Below are 20,909 nucleotides of genomic sequence, written 5' to 3' on the forward strand. Positions count from 1 at the left end.
CGGCCATGACCATCATCGACAATGCCGTCTACGTGGACGGCGTGCGCCATGTGGAGCCCGAGACCCTTGAGCAGACTTTTGACATGCTTGCGCACCACGGTGGGATGGCCTGGATTGGCCTGTACCGGCCCACGCCGGAGGAAATGGCCGCGGTGGCAAGCGAGTTTGGCCTCCACGACCTTGCGGTGGAAGACGCCATCTCCGCGCACCAGCGCCCCAAACTGGAACGCTACGACGACAGCCTGTTTACCGTCCTCCGGCCCGCCCGCTACATCGACGACTCCGAAAGCGTGGAATTCGGCGAACTCCACATCTTCACCGGCAAAAACTATGTGGTCACGGTCCGGCATGCAGAAATGGCCGGCGTGGCCCGGGTGCGGCGCCGCATGGAGGCCCGGCCCGACCTCCTGCGCCACGGCCCCGAAGCCGTCCTCTACGCCCTGCTGGACCGCGTGGTGGACGACTACGCACCTGTGGTGGCCGGACTCGAGAACGACATCGACGAAATCGAGGACCAGCTTTTCAGCGGCGACACCACGGTGTCCCGCCGGATCTACGAACTGGCCCGGGAAGTCATCCAGTTCCAGCGGGCAATCCATCCTCTGCCGGACATGATGCACCAGCTGGAACAGGGATTCGAGAAGTACGGCGTGGAAACGGACCTGCGGCACAGCCTCCGTGACGTGGAGGACCACGTTGAACGCGTGATCTCCCGGGCAGATTCCTTCCGGGACCTGCTGCAGAACGCACTGACCCTGGACGGCACCCTCACCGCAAACCGCCAGAACGAGGCCAGCGCCGAACAGAACGAGCAAGTGAAGAAGATCTCCTCCTGGGCGGCGATCTTCTTCGCGCCGTCCTTCGTTGCCGGCGTGTACGGAATGAACTTTGACCACATGCCCGAGCTCCACTGGGAACTGGGCTACCCGTTGTCCATTGGCATCATGATCGCGATGGCGGCCCTCATGTACGGCATCTTCAAGAAGAAGGGCTGGCTGTAGGGCATGGCCGCCGAGCCGGAGCCGCCGGCCCTCCCCGAGGGCCGCATCCTGGTGCCCGGCAGCAGCCGGCAGCTGGCGGTGTACGGCCTCTTCCCGCCGCCACCGGGGCGGCACAGGACGGTCACTGCCGGGTCCCGCGTCTTTGCCGCCAAGGCCTGCGAGCCGGAACTGCTGTGGATCAGCTTCGACGAACTGTGCGCACCGGGTACGTCCAGGGAGGACTATTCCCTCCTCCCAGCGGGGGCGGAGCTGTGGGTCATCGATGGTGTTCCAGTACCGGAGCCATCGGATGCCGGTCCACGGGCGGAAGCATGGGACCTCTTTGCTGCCGCACTTGCGGCAGCGGCGGCCCGCGGAACAACCCTGTTCGTGGTTGGTGCCGCCCCGATGGACTGGGCTGCCGCGTCCACGTCTGCGGATGACGCGGGGCTTCGGTCCGCCCTGGCGGAAACGTCCCGGCTCCTTGCCGGGCTGAAGCGGGTCGAATCCGATGAAACAGTTGCCATGGAAGGCGTGTCCGGGAGTTAGTGCGCCGGCCTGGGCGCACCCTTCACCAGGTCGCGGCTGCCGGCGTAAGCGACCGCTGCCACGGCGAGGACGGCGACCGCTCCGGCCACAACCCACCACGCCACGAGGTAGGGGTAGGGACTGCCCTGGAGATCGGCCAGGAAGAACTTCGTGAAGGTGTTGAAGGCGGCATGGAACAGGACCACAACCGGCAGGCTCGCCTGCGTGCTGTTGTACAGCCAGGTGAGCAGCACCGACTGCGAAAAGATATAGACCGCAAAGGGTGTCAGGGGCCGCTGACCCGGGTCCGACACCAGTTCCGGAAGGTGCCAGGGAAACCAGGCCAGCCCGATGATCAGCGCGGCCGGCAGCGCGCGGTAATCCCGTTGCAGCCGCGGCAACAGGAACCCGCGCCAGCCGAGCTCCTCGAAGATGCCGACGATAACGATCGTGACGACGATCGAACCGGCGACCTGCAGCAGGTCGGCCGGCTCCCAGCCCGGGACCGGCGCCCCTGCGGCCACCGCAGCCCACAGGGCGAGGCCGGGGACGACCAGCGGCACACCCAGTGCCACGCCGTACCATGCAGGGTTGACCCGCCAGCGTCCCAACTGGCGCAGAAGGCCCAGCAACTCAGCGCGGCCCCCCACGAGGAAGGCAACCAGGATCGCCGCCAGCCCGGGACCGAAGGGCACCAGCGGACTGCTCTCCGGGTTCAGGAGCACCAGCGGCCAGATGGACCAGGAAATGATGTACGCCAGGCCCAGGTAAAGCACAATGTCGTGCCGGGCCGCCCAATCCCGCAACCGGTGGCCGTGAACCGCCATCACAGACCTTCTTAGCATCGTGCCTGAGTGAGGGTTAAGTCTGGCATTCTCCAGTGTTGGCAGCCAGCCAACCATGCCCCCGATGAGACGTTAGGTAGGTCATTGGGGTTGCGGTGGACCACGTGGGTTCCCTGGAGCGCGTGTCAGGGGGGTCAGTGCCTCCGACGGCGGGGCTGCGCCTACGGAAACTGGCTGATGCCACCTGCTGGGGCAATATTTTGTGGAGCTAAGGAGATTCGAACTCCTGACCTCTTCGATGCGAACGAAGCGCTCTACCAACTGAGCTATAGCCCCGGATGGATCCGCCCCTTGAGGAGCGGCACCGGTGACCCTAGGCTACAAATTTTCCCGGCTTAATGCCAAACTGCAGCCGCAAACCCCCAGCAGCGTGCCGGCGGGATGCGCAGGGCATCGCCTGACGGCACTGACCTGTCAGGCGCGGCGGCGCTGCAGGACGTCGTCGAGGTTGCTGAGGGCACTCTGCGCCTTGGACTGTTCCTGGCCCTCGGCCGGAGCCGCGGGCGGCGCGGCGGCAACGCCCTGCTTGAGGGACGGCTTGCCCGTCGCTTTCGGTGCCTCCGGAAGCTCCAGGGGCTCAGGCGCCGGACGCTCGGCCTTGGCTGCCTCAACATAGACAGGTTTGGGAACCTCCACCGGTTCCCACGTGGACGGAGCAGCCGTCCGGGCTGCGGAGCCGGCAGCTGCAGCGCTTGAATCGCCAGCGGCAACCGCCACGGCAAGGGCGGCCTCCCGCAGTTCCATGGCAGTCAGCGGCCTGATCTTAGGCTCGTGTGCCTCGGCGTCGAAAAGGGGGTTGTCCTGCTTCGCCGGAGCCGCTTCCGGCCTTGGCCGGACGCCGGCAGCGGGTTGGGGCTGCCGGGACGGCGCGGTCATGGCGGCCCGGAAAGCTGCATTGACCTTTGCCCTCCGGTCACGGACGGCCAGCCAGCGCAGGAGTACGACCGACCCGGCAGTGAGCGCCAGGCATGCCAAGGGAAGGACAGGAGCGCCCAGCCCGAAGATCAAGAGCACACCGGAAACGAACGCGGTGACCAGCGACAGCAGCCCAACCAGGGCGATGCCGGTGCGGCCGTAGCGGATCCGGAACGTACCCCCGGGTGGGGAGCCGGCAGTGGCGGTCGCGGGTCCGGCACTCTTCCTGGTGTCCATGGCTTTCTCCTGCTGGGCGGCGACGTTCAATACCAAAGCTGCTGGCGGTTCCGGTGCTTCATCTGCTGCGGGCTCCGCAAGGAAATCGCCGGCGGGCTGGAACTGGTGCCTGCGGTTCCGGAGGACGTAGGGCGCAACCCACACAATCCAGAGCACGACGGCAACCACAAGGATCACTGAGCTGCTAAGGGGGAAGTCCACACTCAAAACCGTATGAGCATCCTGTCCGCTGCGGCAGCATTAGCTGCGGTGTGTCGTGGCGCAGCCGGCAAATCAATGGATTTATGACGGCCGTGAGGCCAGCCATGGCCGGAGCAGCCCGTCGGGGACCTCTTCCGCGGTCAACGCGAACGACCGGTGGTCAGCCCACTCCCCGTTGATGTGCAGGTAGCGGGGCCGGTATCCCTCGTCCCGGAAGCCCAGCTTTTGCACCACGCGGAGGCTTGGTCCGTTCTCCGGCCTGATGTTGATTTCCATCCGGTGCAGCCCAAGTGTCCGGAAGCAGTGGTCCGTCACCATGGCCACGGCAGTGGGTGCAATGCCGTGGCCCGCACGGCCCCGGTCCACCCAGTAGCCAAGCGTCGCCATCATCGCGGATCCCCACACGATCGATGACACGGTCAACTGGCCAACAATGGCAGGGCTTGCGGCGGCGGGAAGCCGCTCGGTGATGACAAACGGCAAGGCAGTAGCCTGCGCTGCCTGCGACTTCAATGACCGGACCATCTGCCGGTAGTCCGGGAGGCCTCCGGCAGGATCCGGGTTGGAAGCTTCCCACGGAGCAAGCCACTCACTGTTGCGGGACCTGACCTCGGTCCATTCCTTCTTGTCCCGGTACCGGATGGGCCGCAGGACCAGGTCCCCGCACTCCAGGGTTACGGGCCAAATGGGACCAGCGCGCATGGCGCTACTTGGACAGGCCGGCGGCGAACCCCGGCAGCCACTCCCGCAAGCCCGGGCCCAGGTCTTCGCTGTCGATGGCCAGCTGGACGCAGGCCTTGAGGTAGCTGAGCTTGTCCCCGGTGTCGTAGCGTCGGCCGCGGAACACAACGCCGTACACCCCGTACCCCTCGCCTTCGCCGGTCGCCAGCTCCTGCAGCGCGTCGGTCAGCTGGATTTCGTCTCCGCGTCCGGGGGCGGTGCGTTCGAGGACCTCAAAGACGGCGGGGTGGAGGACGTAGCGGCCGATCAGGGCAAGGTTGGAGGGCGCCTCGTCAACGCTCGGCTTCTCCACCAGCCGGTTGACGCGGACGTAGGATTCGCCCTCGATCGGCTGGACGTCAGCGCAGCCGTAGGCGCTGATCTCGGACGGTTCCACTTCGATGAGCGCGATGACGGAGCCTCCCGTTTCCGCCTGCACGTCGATCATGGTGCCCAGCAGTTCGTCCCGGGCATCGATGAGGTCATCGCCCAGCAGCACGGCAAAGGCTTCCTCGCCAACGTGCTGCTTTGCGCGCAGCACGGCATGGCCCAGTCCGTGCGGGTCTCCCTGCCGGACATAGTGGATGTCGCCCAGCTTGCTGGCCGCCTGGACGGATGCGAGCTTTTCCGTGTCGCCCTTGCCCTCAAGGGTGGATTCAAGTGACGGCACCCGGTCAAAGTGGTCTTCAAGTGCCCGTTTGTTGCGCCCGGTGATCATGAGGAGGTCGTGGAGGCCAACGTTCACGGCTTCCTCAACCACGTACTGGATGGCAGGCTTGTCCACGACGGGGAGCATTTCCTTGGGCATCGCCTTGGTTGCCGGCAGGAACCTGGTACCGAGTCCGGCGGCAGGAATGACGGCTTTGCGAACTCTCGGGTTACTGGTAGTCACCGGACTAATCTAACGTCAGCGTCAAGCATTCAGTAACAACGGAGCCAGCGACACCTGCGGGTATCGGATGGATGGACCAGATAACGGCCGCCAGCGCGGCAGTAGTGGAGAAAATACATGGCGCTTGAGGAAACGAAAGCAGCAAAGGACCTGATCCGTGCTGCCCACCGCCGCCGAAGGGCTGCGATGACTTCCCTGGACCGGGAGGATGCCGGCACCGCCCTGGCCAAACACGGCGCGGCGTGGGCGGCTTCAGTGATTCCGGCAGGCGATGCCACGGTATGCGTCTACCTGGGCGTCGGCGCGGAACCGCCCACGCTGCCGCTGATCGCGGCCCTGCACGCCGACGGGCACAGGGTTCTGCTTCCCGTCTGCGAACCAGGGCGTGAACTGAAATGGGTCGTCTGGGCGCCGGGCATTGAGCTGGCACGCAGCAGGTTCGCCCCCATCCTGGAGCCGGTCGGGACCCGGCACGGGATTGACGCTGCCGGGGAAGCCGCTGCGCTGTTCATCCCTGCCACGGCCGTGGACCTCGCGGGCAGCAGGATCGGCCAGGGCGGCGGCTACTATGACAAATTCCTCGGCCACCTTGCGTCCGCCGGGAAGCACATTCCCCTTGCCGCGGTTCTTTATGACGGGGAACTACTGCCCGCCGGCGCGATTCCGGTGGAGGAATTCGACCGCCCGGCGCCTGGCGTCGTGCTTCCTTCCGGCTTCAGGGACCTGGCGAACGCCGCCTGACCGCAAAATCCGGGCGCAGGGGAATGCTAGAATTGGCACTCAGGCCCTGTGACTGCTAAAGGGATATCCAGCTGGATCACCCTGCGGCAGTCCGGGACCTCTCGTTTGCCCAAGAGGAGGAGCACCAGTGCCAACGTATGCGTACGCCTGCAAGGATTGCGGCCATGCCTTTGACATCGTCCAGTCGTTCTCGGACAGCTCTCTGACGTCCTGCCCCGAGTGCCAGGGTGCCCTGCGCAAGAAGTTCAACAGCGTGGGCGTCGTCTTCAAGGGTTCGGGCTTCTACCGCACGGACTCCAGGGACGCCAAGGGCAGCACGGTTTCGGCTGCTCCCGGCGCTCCTGCAGCAGCGCCGGCAGCCGCGCCGGCCGCTTCGGCCCCCGCCGCTGCTGCCAGCTGACGGACGGTCCTCGACTGTAGCCCGCCTGGCGGCTGGGCAAGGTTGTCCACATACCGGCGAAGGTTACTGCCGTAATTCTTGGCGCCGCCCCTAGCGTAGGCACATGCCTGCATACCGTCAGTCCAGCCGGGACACCATAAGCGCCCCACATCCCGGACTCTTCCGGAAACCGCGGCTGCGTCGCCGCCCCGGCAGTGTCCGCGGCTCCGGCCGCGTCGCAGCCAGGCGTCCTCCCGCGCGCTTCGCGGGCTGGCTGAGCCGCAACAGGCGCCTCATTGTCGCGCTGCTGCTCTGCGCCGCAGCCGCCATCACGGTACACCAGCTCACCCCTGCTCCGGTCTACACGGTGACGGCGCTGGCAGCCGCCAGGGATATCCCCGCCGGCGCCGCATTATCGGAGGCGGACCTCGCCGCTGCGCAGGTTCCGCCCGGCATGGTGGCCGGCGGCTTCCTTAAGGAACCCGGTGAGGCGGCAGGCAAACAGCTCGCAGCGCCCCTGCGCAAGGGGCAGCTGCTCACGGATGCCCAGCTTGTCGGTCCGGGACTCCTGGCCGGGACTCCTCCGGGATCAGCTGCCGTCCCCCTTCGCATGGCAGATCCGTCGTCCATCCAGCTTGTCTCCCCTGGGCAGCTGGTGAACGTTGTCCTTACCTCAGCCAACGGGTTCGACCAGCAGGACCCGCCCCGGATCCTGGCCTCCGGCGTGCCCGTACTGTGGACCTCAGGCCAGGGCGGCCAGCCTGGACAATGGCTGGGAACTGCCGAGACAGACGGCCTGATCGTCGTGGCAGCCACCGCGGAACAGGCCGCCAGGCTGGCGGGCGCATCCACCCAGGGCAAACTGTTCTTCGTTCTGGTGGGGCCTTGAAACTCAGCCCCAGTGCGGCGGTTTCTGCTCCTTCAGCCAGGCGTCATGGTCGTCGTCTTCCCGGTCGCCCCAGGCGCGCGGATCGTCCTCGGAGGCCTTGTTGGGCACAACCGGCCCCGCGGGCAGCGCAGAACTGTTGGGCCCGGTGCCGGGTGTTCCGTCCTGGTCCTGCCCGGATTCAGTTTCGGCGGGCTGCCCGGCGTCCGGAGCGTTGTCTTCTTTGTGGTCCTGGGCCATGGTGCCCGCCTCCTTGCTGTCCTGGTCTTCGGCCGGTGCGGGATCGGTACTGGGTGCAGCGGGGCTGCCCTCGCGGGCGGGCCCGGAATCGCCCTGGCCGGCGCCGGCCATGGCCAGCCGTTCGCGCCCGCCCCGGCTTTCGGCGTCGATCCCGTTGAGCGCTTGATCCACGTCGTCGTCAAGGAAGGCAACGGCGGCGGAGGCCCTGCCCGAAAGGGCCATCTTCTCGAGTCCCAGGTATCCGGCAATCCTGTCGGCGCAGGCGGAGGGATCGGTGAACACCTCGATGGTCCACAGCGGCATGTAGCGCCATCCCAGGCGCTCCAGCAGCTGCGGGCGCAGCCGGCTCCGCTCCCGCACGCTCATGGTGCGGTACTGCTCCGTGCCGTCCGATTCAATCGCAACGGGCCACGGCAGGTCCGCGTGCTCCTGCCCCATGGTGCTGAGGGGATCAGCGGCGGCAACCACGTCGATGGCGCCGTCATACTGGTGCCACACCCGCGCGCCGCGGGCGCGCAAGCGGTCCCCGAGGTCGGCAACCAGGGGATCCGCCCCCAGCGCCTGCTCGCTGGCCGCAGCCCGTGAGGCAGGAGTTCCGAGATCAGTGTTTCCAGCAATTTCACGGTCCAGCAGGGAGTACAGGTCCACGGCGCCATGGCTCAGCCTGGTGTGGTCCAGGTCCTCGGGCCGGAAACAGGTAAGGACGTGCATGGACCGGCGTGCCCGCGTCATGGCCAGCGCAAACTTCTCCCGACCGCCCTCGGCGGAAAGCGGGCCGAAGTTGTGCAGGGCGCGGCCGTGCGGGGTGCGGCCAAAACCGGGCGAGAAGATGACGTGATCGCGCACCAGTCCCTGCGCCCGTTCCAGGTCAACCACCCGGAAGGACTCGGGGCCGGCGCCGAAGAACCCGGCCAGGCCGGGGTAGTTGGGCAACTGCAGCCGGATGGACTCCCCGATCCGGGCCGCATGGCGGAGGCTGGCCGTGACCACGGCCAGGGACGTACGCGGGCGGAGCCGTGCGTGCTCGAAGACCAGCTGGACAACGCGGTTGACTTCCGCCACCACGGACTCGACGCCTTCGTGATCGGCGCTCGGCAACCCGGTGCCGTCCGGGAGGTATTCAACCAGGAGGGAACGGTCCAGCCCGGTGGCGGACTGGCCTTCCGGCAGCCGCCGCAGGCCGCCGTCGTAGAAATTCTTGCTGAGCTGCAGCACAAGGTCCTCGTCCACAGCACGGTAGACAAAGTTGAGCCGCCACACGGGAAGCACCTGCGACAGTGCGCTGAAAGCACTCTCCACGCGGTGGTGCGCTGACTCTCCGGGTGCGAGCCTTTCCACTCCCACCGTGAAAGTCCGGGGGCTGGCGATCCGCGCGTCACCGAACGCGATAACCTGTTTGGCCCGGGCAACGGACGGCAGCACAGCCTGGAGGGACGTCGCTTCCGCGTCCAGGATGACCACCGCGTCGAAGTGCTGCTCCGCCGGCAGCAGGCCTGTCATCAGGTACGGGCTGACGGACCAGACCGGGACCAGCGTGCCGATCAGTTCCGGGGCCTGGGCCGTGAGCGACGGCAGGGATACCCGGCCATCCTTGAGCAGGCTCCGAAGGAGATCCGCCTGGCGGGGATGGGTGGCGAGGGCACTGCGCCAGCGCTCTGCGAGGTCCCAGCGAAGGCGCGCGGCACCGCTGGCGATGTGGGCGTTGTCAGCGAGGCGGTACTCGGCCTCCAGCCTGCGGAGGGCATCGCCGTCGGACATTGCCAGGTAGTCGTCGCCGCTGATCATTGCCTCGAGCGCCGACTGCCACCACGCGAGCTCAAGCTCGGCGGCAACCGAGCCGGCCGGCACTTCCCGCTCCGCGAGGTCGGCCAGGAGCTCGCCCAGGCCGTGCTCACGCATGTTCTCCACCAGCAGCGTGCGCTCCGGCAGCGTCTTCAGGGTGTCGGTGTCCGCCACCAGCCGCTCAAGGCGCTCCATCAGCTCCTCGTACGGGACCGTGGCCAGCGAGCCACCGGCCGCCGTGTGCCGGAGGGTCTCCCCCAGGCGGGCAAGGTCGCCGTCCAGTGACCTGTACATGGCATTCATTTCGGCGAGCCCCGACGGAACGGCGGGATGCCGCTGGGTGGTGGCATACCCTGCCCACAGCGCCCGCTGCTCCTGGACCAGGAGCAGCGACGTGTGAAGGTCGGCGATGTGGACCCCGGGCCGGACGTACTCCTTCGCTACCCGGCGCAGCCTTGAGCGCTGCATGGACGTCATGTCGATGCCGCGTTCCTTGCGCCAGGATGAGGGCGCGGTGGCGGAAATCAGGTCGGTGACGGGACGGTCGAAGATGTCCGGGGTGAACTTGTCCAGGCTTCCGCGTACCGCCACCAGGAGCTCAAGCTGCTCGCCCCACTCGGCGAAGGAGGCGCCGAGCCGGATTTCGGCATGTTCGGCAACTGCCGCCATGCGGTCGCGGAGGGCGGGCAGGCTCTTTTCCACGGAGCGGACCAGATCCTGGGCTTCCTCGGTCTCTTTCCGCGTCAGCAGCCGGGCGCCATGCCAAGGGCTGGTGGTAGAGGCCTTGCTGAAGCTGCCCAGCTCCGCCGCACGCTTGAGCCTGCCTGCGAGCTCCTCGCGGTCCCGGATGTTGTCCAGGACGCTCCGCTTCAGCCGCACCGTGGTGGCCGGTGCGGGGTGGATTGACGTCAGCTCAGCCAGCGACTGCATGGCCTGGTACGGCGAGCATCCCCACCGCTGGCGGACGTTGTGGAGCGAGGCCACATGGTCCATCAGGGCGTGGCGGTGCTCGATCAACGTGGTGTGGAGGTTTCCGAGCTGGGGTTCCAGCGACTTTTCGTTGCGGACAATCGCACGGACCAGCTGGGCCTTCAGCTGCTGGGCTGTGACATTTCCGGACAGCTGGAACAGGATGGACTCCAGGCCCAGGCCCTCCAGCTGGCCAGATACTTCATTGAGGCTGGCGCGGCGGTCCCCAACCACCAGGACAGTCTTTCCGGCATCCACCAGCGCACCGATGGTGTTGATGGCAGTCTGCGTCTGTCCGGTACCCGGCGGGCTGCTGACAACCAGCGAGTCGCCGGCACGGGCAGCATCAATGACGTACTGCTGGTCGGTGTCCGCGTCCAGCAGGAGCAGCTCGTCCTTGGGGTGCCTGCTGTCCAGGGCAGGGAAACGGGAGGGGTCCGGCTGTTCCACGTCCACCATCTCGCCGCCGCCCGCAGTGGCCAGGGCGGAGATGATCGGGTTGGAGTCGTTGATCCAGGGGTCGTCCAGGTTGCCGGAGAGGTCGGCGAAGGTCGATACCAGCAGGTTGTGCTGCGCCTCGGCGCCATGGATGGGCCTGATCAGGGTGCCCAGCCGGTCCAGGACGGGCTGCGGATCGAAGCGGGCGGTGCTGTAGGCCAGCCGGGTGACGGCGTTGACGTCGAAGACGATGCCGTGAATGTTTTTCAGGTGCCGTACCAGCGCGGGGTTGATGTGCGCCTGCTCTGTCAGCTGGAGTTCGTAGTCGTCCTCCCCGGGCCGGACGGTCAGCGAGATGGCGGTGAGCATCACGGGCGCCGAGATGCGCTGCGGTTTGCCGCCCACGGCGGACGTCCACACAACGGTGCCTGCAGAGAGGTAGCCGGCGTCGATGCCGCGGTCGTTGGCCAGCTCGAAGATCTTCGAGCGGATGTTCCGGGAGGCCCGGGCTGCCACCACGTACTGCTGCCGGTCCCGGATCAGGGTGGAGAGGCGCGTCTTGCGGCCGGCCATCAGCTGGGCCAGGCCGGACGGGTGGGCGTGCGTCAGGTCGATGGAGCCTTCAGGCGTTTTGGTGAAGCGCAGCATCGTGTCTGCCCCGGTAACGGGTTTGAGCCCGGACAGCCATTTGCGGAGCTCCTCGGAGCCCTCCGGGTGGCCTTGACCAACTGACACTTCTGCCTTCTTTTCTGCGTTTGCACGTGACGTCCTGGACCATACCGGCATAGGTTCGAGCGTAGCCGCTAAGACGGCGGGACTGAGAGACCGCAACACGTGATGGGCCGAATTTGCGGAGGTTTTTGCCCCGGGAACACCAGTGGCCGGCTCCCTTGACGGAGCCGGCCACTCAGGATGCTATTCCCACTCGATGGTTCCCGGCGGCTTGCTGGTGACGTCCAGCACAACCCGGTTCACGCCCTCCACCTCATTGGTGATGCGGTTGGAGATCCGGGCCAGCAGTTCGTACGGGAGCCGTGACCAGTCCGCCGTCATGGCGTCCTCGGAGGAGACCGGACGGAGCACGATCGGGTGGCCGTAGGTCCGGCCGTCGCCCATGACGCCCACGCTGCGGACATCCGCCAGCAGGACGACGGGCATCTGCCAGACTTCGTTGTCCAGGCCGGCTGCGGTGAGCTCGGCGCGGGCGATTGCGTCGGCCTTGCGCAGCAGGTCCAGCCGTTCCTTGGTGACCTCGCCGACGATGCGGATGCCGAGGCCGGGACCGGGGAAGGGCTGGCGGCCAACGATCTCCTGCGGCAGTCCGAGCTGGGCTCCGACGGCGCGGACCTCATCCTTGAAGAGTGCACGCAGCGGTTCGACGAGCTCGAACTGCAGGTCCTCGGGGAGGCCGCCCACGTTGTGGTGGCTCTTGATGTTTGCTGCACCTTCGCCGCCGCCGGATTCGACGACGTCCGGGTAGAGGGTGCCCTGGACCAGGAACTTGATCTTCTCGCCGTGGGCTGCAGCCTCGGCGATGATGGCCAGTTCGGCTTCTTCGAAGGCGCGGATGAATTCGCGGCCGATGATCTTGCGCTTGGTTTCGGGATCGCTCACCCCGGCCAAGGCGGACAGGAAGCGTTCCTGTTCGTTGGCGACATACAGCTTCACGCCGGTGGCTGCCACGAAGTCGCGCTCCACCTGTTCGGCTTCGCCCTCACGCAGCAGGCCGTGATCCACGAACACACAGGTGAGCTGGTCCCCGACGGCGCGCTGCACAAGCGCGGCAGCAACGGCCGAGTCTACGCCCCCGGAAAGGCCGCAAATGACCCGGGCGTCGCCGACCTGCTTACGGATCCGCTCCACCTGCTCATCAAGGATGTTGCCCGTGGTCCAGTTGGGTTCCAGCTTGGCGCCCTTGAAGAGGAAGTTCTCCAGGACCTGCTGGCCGTAGGCGGAGTGCTTCACTTCGGGGTGCCACTGCACCCCGAACAGGCCTTTTTCCTCGTTGGCGAAGGCAGCCACTTCAGCGCCCGCCGTCGTCGCAAGGACCTCGAAGCCCTCCGGCGCCTCGTGGACGGAGTCGCCGTGGCTCATCCAGGTGTTCTGGTGCTGGGGCATGCCCTCCAGCACCGAACGGCCCTCGCCAATGATGGTGGTTTCCGTGGAGCCGTACTCCCGCAGGCCGGTCTTGTCCACCTTGCCGCCCAGGGCGTTGGCCATTGCCTGGAAGCCGTAGCAGATGCCGAAGACGGGGACGCCGGCTTCGAAGAGGTCGGCACCGACGCGGGGGGCGCCGTCGGCGTACACACTCGAGGGGCCGCCCGAAAGGATGATGGCGGCGGGGTTCTTGGCCAGGAGCTGCTCGGTTGTGTAGGTATGCGGAACCACTTCCGAATACACATTCGCTTCCCGGACGCGGCGAGCAATAAGCTGCGCGTACTGGGCACCGTAGTCAACAACCAGCACCGGCTTCTGGGAAGTCTGGGATGCAGTGGGAGTAGTCACCGTACTAGCCTACTGGGCGCCGTTGCACCGGCGCATCTTGAGAAGCCGGGCTGTGACGGAGCGAACTGTCAGCGCCCGCATTGCCGCCCGGCTGTCCGTCAGTAGCGCTGGGGCGCCTGGGGGTTCGCCGCGAGCTCGGCCTCCACCTCGGCGTGGAACTTCTTTTCGACGATGAAGGAGAGGAACGGGACCACACCGCCGAGGGCCAGCAGGATCAGCTTGAGGAACGGCCAGCGCATCAGTGCCCAGAGCCGGAAGTTGGACATCAGATACACCACGTACATCCAGCCGTGAACAATGAGGACAGTCACGGACAGGTTGACGCCGTCCAGCACTCCCGGAGGCTCGGCATCTGCGAAGCCGAACCCGAAGGGCTGGCCCGTGACGGCATTGGTTCCCCCTGCGAAGAGGTACTGCCCGAAGCCGTAGCGGGCAACCAGTTCGGCGCACAGCAGCAGCAGCATGCCGCCCGTGAGGTACGCCAGCACCTTGTAGAACTTCAGGGCCGAGCGGATCTGGGCTTCGGTTCCGCCAAAACGGCGCTTCTTGCCGCCCGCGCGAGTGCCTGCGTTTGCGCCTGCGTTTGCGCCTGAATCCATGCCTCGGGCAGAGGCCGGGTTGGCCGGTTTCGGGTCAATCATGGCTGTACCTTTTGCTGGTTGTGTTCTGGATGCTGGTTGTCTTCATCGCCGTCCTCGAGGCTTTCCTCAAGGTCGCGGTGGTAGTCGTCCTTCACGAGCCGCCACCAGATGAACAGGGCGAAGCCGGCGAAAACCACCCACTCGAGCGAGTAGAAGAGGTTGAGCCAGTTGATCTGCTGGGCGGGCGGCTGCGGACCGATATCCAAGGGAAGAAGTTCGCCCTGGACCGCGGCGGCGCTGACGTCCACGCCGTTGGCTACTTCGGCGGTGGCGGCCACAAATCCGGGATAGCTGCTGACCTCCCAGTAGTTGATCAGCTCTGCCACGGACACAGCCGTCGCCTCGCCTGGTTTGGGCGCCGTCCCCGGGACGGGCGCCTCGGACGGCAGCAGCCGCCCGGTCAGTTCAAGGGTGCCCGACGGCGGCGCGGGGGCATCGCCGGGCTCCGCCACCCAGCCGCGGGCCACCGGGATCCAGGTCTGCGGTGAGGCTGCGGCGCCGGTCAGGGCGGGTGCCCCGTCGACGGCGAACGCGGACACCACCCAGTAGCCTGTCTTGCCGTCATGCAGCCGCCCCGGGACCAGCAACTGTTTGGCGGGGTCGTAGGATCCCTCCGCCGAGACCATCTGGTCCGCGTCGGTTCCGTGGAAGAACTCGCCCGGCTGGAGGGTGTCGGTCAGCGGCCGGACCTGCTCGGTGGCCGGGTTCGTGGGCACCTCAGGCTGGGTGGAGCGCCCGAACTGCCATTGGCTCAGCAGCACGAAGACCCCGGAAACAGCGATCGCGAAGACAAAACCGGCGATCCATCGGGGCTTAAGGGCTGTTTTCCACACGTCTTAACCGTACTTCGTAGCGCTGTAGAACAACTAAACGCGAGGCCAGGCCCGGGATCCTGCCTGTTCGCCGGACGGGTCCCGCGGTCCGGTCAGTGATCGAAGAACACCAGGCTGGAGTTGATGAGTTCGGCGATCATGTCGGGATCGTAGGCCCGGCGCAGCGACTCCCGGAACGATTCCTTGGACAGGGACCGGGCCAGCGTGGCCAGGACCTCGAGGTGGTCGGAGAAGGAACTCGCCGGGGTGGCAATCAGCAGGATCACCGTGGCGGGACCGTCGGCTGCACCGAAATCGAGGGCGTGCCCGTATTTGGTGATTCCGACCGCGATGGAGGTGCGGGAGACGAACTCGCTGCGGGCGTGCGGCAGGCCGATGCCGCCCGGCAGTCCCGTGGCCAGCTGGTGTTCCCGGGCGTTCACATGCTTGAGGAACCCGTCCAGGTCCGAGATGCGCCCGGCGGCGTGCAGCCGCTTGGCAAGCTGCGTGGCAGCGTCGGCCTTGTCCTTAGCCTCCAACTCCAAAATCACCATGTCGGGCGTGGTGAGCTCGGCGTCGTACCGGTCAAGTGGTTCCGCCAAGGCGTATCCCTTCAGTCAGCGTTGCTGGTGCGTGAATCCCTCAGCGCAGGGGCACGATGTCTTCCACGCCCAGGCGGGCGGCGTCTGCGGATTCGTCGTCCGGCTGTTGCTGGCTGAGGCGTTCAGCCTCCACCCGCGCAATGTAGTGCCGCACTTCGTTTTCACGCTGGGCGTCACTCCAGCCAAGGACGTCACCCATTAGTTTAGCGACAACAGGCACGGCGGACACTCCGCGGTCCCAGGCTTCGATGGAAATCCGTGTCCTTCGGGTCAGCACATCATGGACGTGGCGGGCGCCCTCATGGGTAGCTGCATAGACGGCCTCGGCCTGGAGGTAGTCGTCGGCACCCGGAAGGGGCTCCGCGAGGGCCGGATTCTCCTCGATGATGGACAGCACCTCTGAGGTCATGGATCCGTAGCGGTTCAGCAGGTGCTCAATCCGGGCAACATGCACGCCGGATTCCTCGGCAGTCCGGTTCCGGCGGTTCCAGGCTGCCCTGAATCCGCTGGCGCCCAGCAGCGGAATGGTTTCCGTGCAGCTGGGCGGAACCCGCTCGTCCATGGTGCGGGTGGCCTCGTCCACGGCGTCCTTGGCCATGACCCGGTAGGTGGTCCACTTCCCGCCAGCCACCACCACCAGGCCGGGAACGGGATGGGCCACCACATGTTCACGGGACAGCTTGGCGGTGGAGTCGTTTTCCCCGGCGAGCAGCGGACGGAGGCCGGCGTACACGCCCTCTACGTCCTCGCGGGTCAGCGGACGCTTGAGGACCTTGTTGACGTGTTCCAGGATGTAGTCGATGTCCTTGCTGGAGGCGGCCGGGTGGGCCTTGTCCAGGTTCCAGTCGGTGTCCGTGGTGCCGATGATCCAGTGGCGACCCCACGGGATGACGAACAGCACGGACTTTTCGGTGCGCAGGATCAGGCCGACGGTGGACTGGAACCGGTCGCGCGGTACCACCAGGTGGATGCCCTTGGAGGCACGGACCTTCAGCTGGCCGCGATCGGTCACCATGGCCTGGGTTTCGTCCGTCCACACCCCGGTGGCGTTGATCACCTGCTTGGCGCGGATGTTGAACTGCGTCCCGTCCTCGTGGTTGACCACCTTGGCCCCCACCACCCGCTCACCTTCGCGGAGGAAGTCCACCACCTTCATCTGGTTGACGGCGTGGGCACCGTAGTAGGCGGCGGTCCGCACCAGGTTGGCGCAGTACTTCGCGTCATCCACCTGGCCGTCGTAGTACCGGATGGAGCCCACGAACGCGTCATTCTTGAGGCTGGGGGCAGCGCGCAGGGTGCCCCGGCGGCTGAGGTGCTTGTGGAACGGGACTCCCCTGCTGTGCCCGCTGGAGACGGACATGGCGTCATACAGCGCGATGCCGGCACCCACATAGGGCCGCTCGATGAAGGGCTTGGTCAGCGGATACAGGAACGGGACCGGCCGGGCCAGGTGCGGCGCCAGTTCCGAGAGCAGCAGCCCCCGCTCCTGCAGCGCTTCCTTCACGAGGCCGAAATCGAGCATCTCCAGGTACCGGAGGCCGCCGTGGATGAGCTTCGAGGACCGGGAGGACGTACCGGCAGCCCAGTCGTTCGCTTCAACGATGCCGACGCTGAGGCCGCGCGTGACGGCGTCCAGGGCTGCCCCGGTGCCAACGATGCCGCCGCCGACGATGAGGATGTCCAGTTCCTGGCCGGGGTCCGCCGTGGCGCGCAGCCGTTGGATGGATGCTTCCCTGGCTTCCGGGCCAAGGGCCCCGCCGTTAACAGGAAATTTCTTCATTGAACGCCTCCAGTGCCTCAAGTGCCGGTAGTAAAACCACCCTACTTGCTTGCGGCACGCTTGGGCAGGAGGGCAGTGGCAGGATGCTGCCGCTGCCCTCCGGTTCCCAGGGGGAGCGTCAGTTTCCGGAGTACGGGGAAACCACGACGTCGACCCGCTGGAATTCCTTCAGGTCCGAGTATCCGGTGGTCGCCATGGAGCGGCGCAGCGCGCCGATGAGGTTGGAGGTTCCGTTGGTGTGGTGGCCCGGTCCGAACAGCACTTCCTCCAGCGGCCCCACGGTGCCCACGTTGGCGCGGTCGCCGCGGGGAAGTTCGAGGTGATGGGCTTCCTGGCCCCAGTGCCATCCCTTGCCCGGTGCCTCTTCGGCCCGCGCCAGGGCGCTGCCCAGCATCACGGCGTCGGCTCCCATGGCAATGGCCTTGACGATGTCGCCCGAGGTGCCCATGCCGCCGTCGGCAATGACATGGACGTACCGGCCGCCGGACTCGTCCATGTAGTCGCGGCGGGCGGCAGCGACGTCGGAGATGGCGGATGCCATGGGCGAATGGATGCCCAGGGCCCGGCGGGTGGTGGTGGTGGCGCCGCCGCCGAAGCCCACCAGCACGCCGGCTGCACCGGTGCGCATGAGGTGCAGCGCGGGCGTGTAGCCGGCCGCGCCGCCCACGATCACGGGAACATCCAGCTCGTAGATGAACTGCTTGAGGTTCAGGGGCTCGTGGTCCTTGGAGACATGCTCGGCGGACACGGTGGTGCCGCGGATGACGAAGATGTCGACGCCGGCCGCCACCACGGTCTTGTAGTGCTCCTGGGTGCGCTGCGGCGTCAGGGATCCCGCCACCGTCACGCCTGCCTCGCGGATCTCCGCCAGGCGGGACGTAATCAGTTCAGGCTGGATGGGCGCCTTGTACAGCTCCTGCATGCGGCCTGTCACGGCCGGGCTGTTGGTTTCATCCTCCAGCGCGCCGATCTCGTCCAGGATGGGCTGCGGGTCCTCGTACCGGGTCCACAGGCCCTCGAGGTCCAGCACGCCGAGGCCGCCGAGCCGGCCCAGGGCAATGGCAGTCTGCGGGGACATGGCAGAGTCCATGGGCGCCGCAATGACGGGCATGTCGAACTTGTAGGCGTCAATCTGCCAGGAGACGGAGACGTCCTTGGGGTCGCGGGTGCGACGGTTAGGGACGATTGCAATGTCATCCAGGGAGTAGGCACGACGCCCACGCTTGCCACGGCCGATCTCGATCTCGTAAGTCACTGCTCTAGGTTATCCCAGCGGCCGTGATGTCCTTGTCTGTGCGGACGGGCCGGGAACGCAGGCTACGGACCGCACGCACCAACCGGAGCCCGGGTGGCTACAGTTGCCCTATGGGTTCACGGTGGGTATTCGACGGCCACATTGCCGGCATAGGCACGGCTTCCGGCCTTCGCGCCGTGGTGGGCATCTGGCAGGAGTCGCCCTTCGGGCCCTTTGCGGACGTGATGGTCCAGCAGCCCTCCGGCCACCGGCAGCTCCTGGCCCCCAGCCGTGAGGTGGCGGAGTTCATCGCCGCCACCTACACGTTCGACGACGTCACGGAGGTGGACCTGTCGGCGCGGCTGGGCCACGGAACGCTGGAGGTCGACGCCGGTCCCCTGGCCATCAGCGCCCGGCTCGGCGGGCGGGCCCTCCTGGGCAGGATGCTGCGGGCAGTCCCCCGACGCCTTGCTGTCCACCCCGGCTGGCTGCGGGCCATCAGTCCGGTCGCCGGGATCCTGAGCAGCGGCTCCCGGACCTCCGGCACCGCAGGCAGCGGCCGGAGGGAGTATTACGGGGTGAGCGACCTGCACACCATCACCTCCGCCGTCGTGAGCTGGAACGGGGTTGATGCCGGAGCCCTGGCGGCGGTCCGCCCCGCTGTGTCGTTCGGGTTCAGCAGCGTCCCGCCGCGGCCGGGCATTGCGCGGGTGCGTACGACGGTAGCGGAGTCCTAGGCTCCTCCTCCTGCCTCCGGGCTTGCTCCCGTGAGCTGGGATTCGAACATCCTGAAGTAGCGCCCGCGAAGCGCGACGAGTTCCTTGTGCGTCCCCTGCTCCACGATCCTGCCGTCCTCCAGCATGAACACGGTGTCCGCCTTCTCGATGGTGGCGAGCCGGTGGCTGATGGCGATGATGGTGCTGCTGCGGTCAGCGAAGAGGCGGGTGAAGATCCGGTGCTCGGCCAGGGCGTCGATAGCCGAGGTTGGCTCGTCCATCACCATGAACGAGGCGTCCCGGTAGAAGTTCCGGGCCATGGCCAGACGCTGCCACTGCCCGCCCGAGAGCCCGCTGCCCTTCCGCCCGCGCGGGTCCTCCATCCAGTTGCTGACATGGTTATCCAGGCCGTTGGGGAGTTTGTTGATAAAGTCCAGCGCCTCCGCGTCCGCGGCAGCCTTGCGGATGCGGGCGTCGTCGCGGGGCGCGTCGACGTCCCCGAAGTAGATGTTCTCCGCGGCCGTGGCGAACTCGTACTTGAGGAATTCCTGGCTCAGCACCGCGAGGTGCCGGTGCCAGGAGGTGACGTCGACGGCGGCAAGGTCGACGCCGTCGAGCAGTACCTGTCCCGAGTCCGGCCGGTACAGCCCCGCCAGGATCCTGATCAGCGTGGACTTGCCGGCGCCGTTCTCCCCCACGATGGCGATGTGCTGGCCCTCGCGGATGGTCAGGCTGATCCCGCGGATCACCTCGATGTCGCTGCCCGTGTAGGTGAAGCGGATGTCCTTCAGCTCAACGGTCTTCGGTGCCTGCAGCAGCGGCGGGGCGTGCTCCGAATGCACGGGCATGGCCATGAACAGCTCGTAGTCCTTGAGGTTGGCCAGGTCCTCGTCGATGGAACTGAGGGAGGACACCAGGTTGTTCGCCGTGGACAGCGCCCTGCTGACAATCTGCTGCACGTAGAGGAACTGGCCCACGGGCTGCGCGCGGGCGATGATCTGCCCCACCACCCAGACCAGGGACACCACTTCAGCGCCGTACTGGAGCGCATCGGCGGCGAGCTGCTTGGGGATGTACCGCTTCTGAAAGTCCAGCCGCCGGCGCTCGTCCGCGTCCCGCAGCCGGGACCTGAAATCCATCAGGTAGCCCACAATCCCGTAAAGCCGCATCTCGGCGATGTGCTGCGGCCGAAGGAGGTTGGTCTCGATCATGCGGCGCTGGCGGCGTGAGTCCACCTGGGTGTTCCAGTGGGCGATCTGCTCCCGCGAAAGTTTGAACTGCAGGTAGACGCTGGGGACGATGGCGACAAGGACGATCACGGCGATCCACCAGCTCACCAGCAGCAAGGCGCCGACGGCGAGAATTACCGAGACGAGCTGGGTGAAGATGGCGGCGATCCGGTCAAGCACCCGGGCGTAGGAGTCGGAGAACCGCTTTGCGCGGTCGTAGAGGTCAACGGTTTCTTTGTCGTCGTACCGCCAGAATTCCAGTGCCAGGAACCGCTCGTACATCTGGTCCCCCACGATGGCCCCCACCTTGAAGCTCATCAGCTGCTGGATGTAGCGGTCAACGCTGCTGAACGCGCCCCAGAAAAGCCCCAGGGCGGCGGTGATGATGACGTAGGCGATCGCCCGCCGGCCGGCCTCGGCGTCACCGGCATAGGCGGCGGCCAGCGCCGTGGTGGTCAGGGCGGCGAAGTAGGTGGTGACCAGCGGAAGCACGGCTGAGATCAGCGACCCGAGCACCTTCATGACCACGGCGCCCGGCGAAGCCCGGAAACTGACCCGCAGCACCTGGGCTACCGCCCGGGCATACGGACGAAGGGCCAGCCGCCGTGGCGGCTGGCCCTTCGCAGGGGTGTTCACC

At 66.8% G+C, this 20,909-nt stretch carries 18 protein-coding genes and 1 tRNA gene; 6 read left to right on the forward strand and 13 right to left on the reverse strand.

Features of this window, described 5'->3' with window-relative positions:
* The first annotated feature begins 5 nt into the window (after positions 1-5).
* Positions 6-1,001 (forward strand): magnesium/cobalt transporter CorA, encoded by a 996-nt coding sequence (gene corA / locus HTS88_RS06275; protein ID WP_174176531.1) that lies wholly within the window; start codon positions 6-8, stop codon positions 999-1,001.
* Positions 1,002-1,004: 3 nt separating this feature from the next.
* On the forward strand, positions 1,005-1,529 hold the full coding sequence (locus HTS88_RS06280) for a hypothetical protein (protein ID WP_174176533.1): 525 nt from the start codon (positions 1,005-1,007) through the stop codon (positions 1,527-1,529).
* Here the strand turns inward: HTS88_RS06280 and HTS88_RS06285 are convergent.
* The 5 genes from HTS88_RS06285 to galU form a co-directional block, all read right to left on the reverse strand.
* A complete protein-coding gene (locus HTS88_RS06285; protein WP_174176535.1) occupies positions 1,526-2,335 on the reverse strand; it encodes a CPBP family intramembrane glutamic endopeptidase in 810 nt (269 codons plus the stop codon). The two genes, HTS88_RS06280 and HTS88_RS06285, sit on opposite strands and share 4 nt — an antisense overlap.
* Positions 2,336-2,556: 221 nt before the next feature.
* A tRNA-Ala gene (locus HTS88_RS06290) sits at positions 2,557-2,629 on the reverse strand.
* A gap of 138 nt (positions 2,630-2,767) precedes the next feature.
* Positions 2,768-3,706, reverse strand: a complete 939-nt coding sequence (locus tag HTS88_RS06295) for a hypothetical protein (RefSeq protein ID WP_397425174.1) — start codon at positions 3,704-3,706, stop codon at positions 2,768-2,770.
* A gap of 81 nt (positions 3,707-3,787) precedes the next feature.
* The gene (locus HTS88_RS06300) at positions 3,788-4,408 is read right to left on the reverse strand and encodes a GNAT family N-acetyltransferase (RefSeq protein WP_174176537.1); all 621 of its coding nucleotides are present in this window, start codon (positions 4,406-4,408) and stop codon (positions 3,788-3,790) included.
* Positions 4,409-4,412: 4 nt separating this feature from the next.
* Positions 4,413-5,318 (reverse strand): UTP--glucose-1-phosphate uridylyltransferase GalU, encoded by a 906-nt coding sequence (gene galU, locus HTS88_RS06305; protein ID WP_174176539.1) that lies wholly within the window; start codon positions 5,316-5,318, stop codon positions 4,413-4,415.
* Positions 5,319-5,435: 117 nt separating this feature from the next.
* On the opposite strand from galU, the gene HTS88_RS06310 reads away from it, so the two are divergent.
* The 3 genes from HTS88_RS06310 (at position 5,436) to cpaB (ending at position 7,327) form a co-directional block, all read left to right on the forward strand.
* Positions 5,436-6,059 carry a 5-formyltetrahydrofolate cyclo-ligase gene (locus tag HTS88_RS06310; protein WP_174176541.1) on the forward strand — a complete coding sequence of 208 codons (624 nt, stop codon included), beginning with the start codon at positions 5,436-5,438 and terminating at the stop codon, positions 6,057-6,059.
* A 127-nt stretch (positions 6,060-6,186) separates the two neighbouring features.
* Positions 6,187-6,459, forward strand: coding sequence for an FmdB family zinc ribbon protein (locus HTS88_RS06315; protein WP_174176542.1), 273 nt, complete (start codon positions 6,187-6,189; stop codon positions 6,457-6,459).
* Between the two features lie 103 nt (positions 6,460-6,562).
* The gene (cpaB, locus tag HTS88_RS06320; RefSeq protein WP_174176543.1) at positions 6,563-7,327 is read left to right on the forward strand and encodes a Flp pilus assembly protein CpaB; all 765 of its coding nucleotides are present in this window, start codon (positions 6,563-6,565) and stop codon (positions 7,325-7,327) included.
* Positions 7,328-7,330: 3 nt separating this feature from the next.
* Here the strand turns inward: cpaB and HTS88_RS06325 are convergent, their stop codons facing one another.
* The 7 genes from HTS88_RS06325 to HTS88_RS06355 form a co-directional block, all read right to left on the reverse strand.
* Positions 7,331-11,539, reverse strand: a complete 4,209-nt coding sequence (locus tag HTS88_RS06325) for a DUF4011 domain-containing protein (protein WP_174176544.1) — start codon at positions 11,537-11,539, stop codon at positions 7,331-7,333.
* Between the two features lie 129 nt (positions 11,540-11,668).
* Positions 11,669-13,258 carry a glutamine-hydrolyzing GMP synthase gene (gene guaA / locus HTS88_RS06330; RefSeq protein ID WP_174176545.1) on the reverse strand — a complete coding sequence of 530 codons (1,590 nt, stop codon included), beginning with the start codon at positions 13,256-13,258 and terminating at the stop codon, positions 11,669-11,671.
* A 98-nt stretch (positions 13,259-13,356) separates the two neighbouring features.
* Positions 13,357-13,857, reverse strand: coding sequence for a DUF3817 domain-containing protein (locus tag HTS88_RS06335; protein ID WP_174176589.1), 501 nt, complete (start codon positions 13,855-13,857; stop codon positions 13,357-13,359).
* Positions 13,858-13,895: 38 nt separating this feature from the next.
* Positions 13,896-14,732: an SURF1 family protein gene (locus tag HTS88_RS06340; RefSeq protein ID WP_174176546.1), complete on the reverse strand. Its 837-nt coding sequence runs from the start codon at positions 14,730-14,732 to the stop codon at positions 13,896-13,898.
* A 92-nt stretch (positions 14,733-14,824) separates the two neighbouring features.
* Positions 14,825-15,313 (reverse strand): PTS sugar transporter subunit IIA, encoded by a 489-nt coding sequence (locus HTS88_RS06345; RefSeq protein WP_066277659.1) that lies wholly within the window; start codon positions 15,311-15,313, stop codon positions 14,825-14,827.
* A gap of 40 nt (positions 15,314-15,353) precedes the next feature.
* Positions 15,354-17,093, reverse strand: a complete 1,740-nt coding sequence (locus tag HTS88_RS06350; protein ID WP_174176547.1) for a glycerol-3-phosphate dehydrogenase/oxidase — start codon at positions 17,091-17,093, stop codon at positions 15,354-15,356.
* Between the two features lie 118 nt (positions 17,094-17,211).
* Positions 17,212-18,348 (reverse strand): GuaB3 family IMP dehydrogenase-related protein, encoded by a 1,137-nt coding sequence (locus HTS88_RS06355; protein WP_066277663.1) that lies wholly within the window; start codon positions 18,346-18,348, stop codon positions 17,212-17,214.
* 110 nt (positions 18,349-18,458) lie between these two features.
* Here HTS88_RS06355 and HTS88_RS06360 point away from each other — a divergent pair, with 110 nt between their 5' ends.
* Positions 18,459-19,064, forward strand: a complete 606-nt coding sequence (locus HTS88_RS06360) for a hypothetical protein (RefSeq protein ID WP_174176548.1) — start codon at positions 18,459-18,461, stop codon at positions 19,062-19,064.
* Here the strand turns inward: HTS88_RS06360 and HTS88_RS06365 are convergent.
* Entirely contained in the window at positions 19,061-20,908 is a 1,848-nt protein-coding gene (locus HTS88_RS06365; protein ID WP_251421006.1) for an ABC transporter ATP-binding protein, read from the reverse strand. The two genes, HTS88_RS06360 and HTS88_RS06365, sit on opposite strands and share 4 nt — an antisense overlap.
* Position 20,909: the final 1 nt, after the last annotated feature.

It is taken from the genome of Pseudarthrobacter oxydans (assembly GCF_013314975.1).
Classification (GTDB): Bacteria; Actinomycetota; Actinomycetes; order Actinomycetales; family Micrococcaceae; genus Arthrobacter; species Arthrobacter oxydans.